Origin of the sequence: Burkholderia sp. BDU5 (assembly GCF_001522845.1) — a bacterium.
Lineage (GTDB): Bacteria > Pseudomonadota > Gammaproteobacteria > Burkholderiales > Burkholderiaceae > Burkholderia > Burkholderia mayonis.
Genome location: NZ_LOWC01000069.1, coordinates 1 through 4258, shown reverse-complemented (window position 1 = coordinate 4258; position 4258 = coordinate 1). Strand labels below are relative to the sequence as shown.

At 57.8% G+C, this 4258-nt stretch carries 5 protein-coding genes and 1 pseudogene; 2 read left to right on the top strand and 4 right to left on the bottom strand.

The window, feature by feature from the left end; all coding sequences use genetic code 11:
* Together WS69_RS34715 and WS69_RS12980 are read left to right on the top strand one after the other, a co-directional pair.
* A partial coding sequence (locus tag WS69_RS34715) for a hypothetical protein (RefSeq protein ID WP_231747131.1) occupies positions 1-230 on the top strand: 230 nt, incomplete at its 5' end.
* Positions 231-277: 47 nt separating this feature from the next.
* Entirely contained in the window at positions 278-676 is a 399-nt protein-coding gene (locus WS69_RS12980) for a hypothetical protein (protein ID WP_059471179.1), read from the top strand.
* A 747-nt stretch (positions 677-1423) separates the two neighbouring features.
* Here the strand turns inward: WS69_RS12980 and WS69_RS12975 are convergent.
* The 4 genes and pseudogenes from WS69_RS12975 to WS69_RS34710 all read right to left on the bottom strand — a co-directional run.
* Entirely contained in the window at positions 1424-2245 is an 822-nt protein-coding gene (locus WS69_RS12975) for a hypothetical protein (protein WP_059471178.1), read from the bottom strand.
* 284 nt (positions 2246-2529) lie between these two features.
* On the bottom strand, positions 2530-3558 hold the full coding sequence (locus tag WS69_RS12970; protein ID WP_059471177.1) for a tyrosine-type recombinase/integrase: 1029 nt from the start codon (positions 3556-3558) through the stop codon (positions 2530-2532).
* Positions 3558-3824 (bottom strand): DUF4224 domain-containing protein, encoded by a 267-nt coding sequence (locus WS69_RS12965; protein WP_197419250.1) that lies wholly within the window; start codon positions 3822-3824, stop codon positions 3558-3560. Before WS69_RS12965 ends, WS69_RS12970 begins: the two co-directional genes overlap by 1 nt.
* 217 nt (positions 3825-4041) lie before the next feature.
* A pseudogene (locus WS69_RS34710) lies at positions 4042-4258 on the bottom strand (Baseplate J family protein); the annotation flags it as partial.

Below are 4258 nucleotides of genomic sequence, written 5' to 3'. Positions count from 1 at the left end.
AAGCGTCAGGCATCCGCAGCGTCGCTACCCCGCAAACATCATCTTCCAAGCACGGCCACTTCAAACGCTCAATTCCAAAACGCCGTCGTTTAGTGTCGGATTTGGACCGGCGTTCACAGCTGGGCGGGAAGGCAGTGGGCGGCGCTCAATCCGCTGCCCAGTCTGCCGCCCGCGCCGCTGCGCGTGCTGCAACCAGTCGCTTCCGCATGAACAGCGTCAAAGGGCTATAACGACTTGATGTGATTCGGCGATTCGACGATCAACAAGAGGACGGAAAATGAAGAAGCTTTCGTGTTACGCGCTTGTGCTATTAGTAAGCATCGTTCTCGGGGGCTGTAAGCACGATTCCGCCGATACGCTTGAGGGCGCGTACGGAGCGACGCAGAACGGAAGAATCGAGCCAGTTATTAAGGTGGAGAAGACGGAAGCCGGATACGTCTTCGACGATTTTCAAAACGGAAACTGGCGAACAGGGGTAGACGTCGTGGAGCCGGCGACCAAGGCGGAATTCGAGAAGCTGATTGGCGCGCCGGTGGATGGGCCTTTCATGGGGCTGAAGACGAAGATGGTGCTCGTGGCGAAGGTCCAGCCAGGTTTCACGGCGGGGAAGTTCAAGACATCGACGGGCTACCTCATGGTGTTCATGTTCGGCCCTGTCGAGCTGACCAAGCTGTAGGGAATGCAAGGATGAGGGACTTTGAACATCTACTCGATGAGCACGTATGCGCCGCGATGGCATCGCGCTCCCGCGCGATGCCGACCAGCAAAACCTATGATTGCAGAGGCGAGGGCGATGCCCTCGGCGGCGGCTCCCGCCGCTGCGGTTGAGGGGGCCGCTGTTACGTTACGCTACGTTATGATTGATACGTTACGTTATGGTATGAAATCAAAGACGCCTGATGTCAATATTCGAACTGCCTGTCCGATGCCTCGCTCCGAGCTCGAATACCTTGGTGATGCCCGATCACGATTTCGCCAGGAGGCAGTGACTTCATGGGAGCACTACTGCGAAACTGGCCTCCACCTGACAGGTGACGAGGTACATGCATGGCTCAATACATGGGGCACGGCGAATGAGAGCGCCGTGCCCGAATGTCACAAGTAGGTCGAAGACAAGCGCCATATGCCTTTTCCTTCCAAGGATGAGGCACCCTGAACACCGCAACTCGGAGTCACGAACGTTTGAGAAGGCCAGAACCGATTCGATTCACGCTCGACGAGCAAGTCGCGCGAGTGCGCCATGCTGCGGCGCGCATGGATGCTGGCTAACACTTCACGGACGAAGAGCTGGACGACGAGTTCGATGCGAGTCCGACCGCGAGCAGGGTGAAGTGTCACCCGTTGAAGGCTCAATGGGGCTGATCTAGACATCTAGACGCAGCGGGACGGGGGGCGCTCGCACTCGCCGCTTTCGGTTAGCTGGTTATGCGTCGCCACGGAAGCTTTCCTCGAACGCTCGCCTCAGTTGCTTTGCTGTAATCAGATTTCTCGACCAAAAGCAGGCTTCAAGGAACCAATTCCACTTGGAAAGCCAGGCCAGCAACGAGTACCAAGCGCGCGCGAACCTTTGGCCGTGAAACTCCGCGTAGAATGCCATGCCACAAAAGTTGACGCGGAATTCATGCTTCTCGCCTTCCAGGAAGTCGAGATTCCACCACTTCCCCCAGCGAAACACGTCACTCTTGCGGAGCCCCATCGCCGCTTCGAGGTTATCGATGGGGTGCCCATAGTCCGCGATTTTGCGTGGTAGCGGAATCGGTTCGCCATCTGCATCGATCACTTCTTTCAGTTCGGCGCGCACGGTGTTGTACGGAACATAGACCATATTGCCTCGCACCTCGACCTGTCGCAGCGGAATGCTTGGAACGGCAACGACAGTCGGCGTCTCACCGATGTCGTAAAGGGTTACGACCGATTGATAGCAAAGCGTTTCGAGCGAGGCCGTTACGCAAACGGTGACCCGCCGAAACGACCGTCCCTCCTTCGCCTTGATCCACAGCGTGCATGCCTGTTGTTCCTTTCCAAGAAACACCTTTCGCCAGTTCACGCTGTAGGCAAAGTGATCGCCGAGTTCGTCTCGCCATAAACCCTTGACGTCCCGGAAAGACCGATGCCGCGTCGATACCTCGTAGGCTGCATAAAAGAGAACCTGAGTGACGAGCTCGAACGGTTTTTTCAGCAGGCTCCAGATTGCCGATACGGTGCTCTTCGCTAAAATCGATGTTACGCTGAACGTAGGTTCCATTCGTATTGTTGGCGGTATCCGATGCCTTGAGCCACGGTTGCCCCGCCATGCGTCAACGGACTGTCAACGCAATAGTTAGCGAACGGCAATACGAAGTGGCGCGTGCATGGCTCCTCGCCCGTCTAGTAAGCGATAGTGGCGTATAGTGCCAGTTCGCTAGGCATTTGTAATCATCAGGTGGCGGGTTCGAGTCCTGCAGCCGGCACCAATAAAATCAAGGGGTTACGTGAGGTTCGCGTAACCCCTTGGCGTTTCCAAAACGCTTCTCACGTTTCCAAAACTCATCAGCGCGACGGTTTAACAGGGCGTGTGCCCCGCACGTAGCGCGCCGTCATGCCGGGGCCGCTATGCCCCGCCAAGCGCTGTCCAGCCTCCAATCCTTCGTCAATCGTTTTGTGCGTCACGCCGCGAGCGCGCAAGTCGCGGAACTGGAATTTCGCCTTGTCGATACCAGCCTTTTCGCGTGCTTTGTCGAACCGCGATCGTAGCTGGCCTTTCGTGAGGGGATAGCCTTCCTCGTCGCGCAGCAGATACGGGGAGACATCAACCTTTGAGCCGCGCCAAGCGAGCAAGCGCTCGATCAGTTTTGCCAGCTCGCCCGTAATCTGAATGGTGACGATAGCTTTGGTCTTGCGCGTGCGGAAGATGAGGTTGCCCTTCACGATGTTCGATCGTTGCACGCCGAGGATGTCCGCCGGGCGTTGTGCGCACAGGTCTGCCAAGTCCATCGCATTGCGGAGGGGCTCATCGGCCACAGCGTAGACGGACGCATACAACTCGTCATCGATGAGGATGTCCTGTCGGCCAGGCTCCTTCTTGCCACGCCCGCCCGCACATGGGTTCGCGATCGTTATCATGTCCCACAGCCGGCCGCAGTTCAGGACGAGCGATAGCACTGCTTTCGTGCGGTTCGCCGTCACGACGCCGCGCTTCTCGGCCGTGGCCCGCCAGACGGCCGCCACGTCAGCGGGCGTGAGCGTGTCGAGTTCGCGATCACCGATCACGGCCGCGAGTCGCGACAGGAAGAGGTCGTACATGCGCCGCGTCGCCAGTGATTTATGTGGAAGCTCGCGCAGGCGGTACGCGCGATCGAGCATCGCGAACGTATGCCGTGTCGTTTCGGACGAAGGCGCGCGTTTTCCTTCGAGCTCGGCCCACCGTTGGAGTGCGACGACGCGATCGGTGCCGAGGGGCTCCAGAAAGCGTCGGCCTTCGACCGCGCCGTGGTTGTAGTAGTAACGCTTGGTTCCGTCTGCGTTCGTGCGCGACCGAAAGCGCGGGATCGCTCCAGCGGTTTGTGCTCTGCGACCCATCACACAGCGCCAAGGTTGAGCGATGCGGGCGAGGTGAGCTGTAGCGAGCGCGTGTGCTTCGATTCGATGATGCTCATTTGTTTGTCGTGGTAGGCGCGTGCGACCAACACGCGTCCGTGCACGTCAACGACGTGCGGCCAACCCTGTTGAGCAAGCCACAGGATTTGGCGCGCGCGTTGCGGCGTGCCGGTCAATTCACGCAGTTCTTGGCGGCCGAGATATGCGCCTGCGCCGCGCTGCGGACCGCGGCGTGGATATTCTTGCATGGTGATATTCAACGCGTAAGGGGGGAACACGCAGAACAACTAGTGGATTCGTGGTTTCCGCCAAAATATCTCATAACTATTTGATTTGTAAGGCGTGTGTTCGCCATCAATTGCCATCATTCATGCATGGCGATACCGAAAAACTCGTGGCCTAAAAAATAGGCAGCGTCCGTAACTGATGGCAAAACGCCGGTGACTCGTGGCAGTCTGTTTCGGCCTATGCCTTGCCCTTCCTTGCTTTCTTTCTCTTTTTTTTCAATGAAATAGAGAGAGAAGAGAGAAGGACGGCGGCGGCCCGAGCAAAAAACGGACTCATGGCAAAAGCGGCTCGACTAGTGGCAAATCGAGGGAGACTGACGGCGGCACTCGCTTCAAGAATCAATGACTTACGAGCGGATACCATCGAAATCCACGATTCGCGTGCGCTGCCTGCC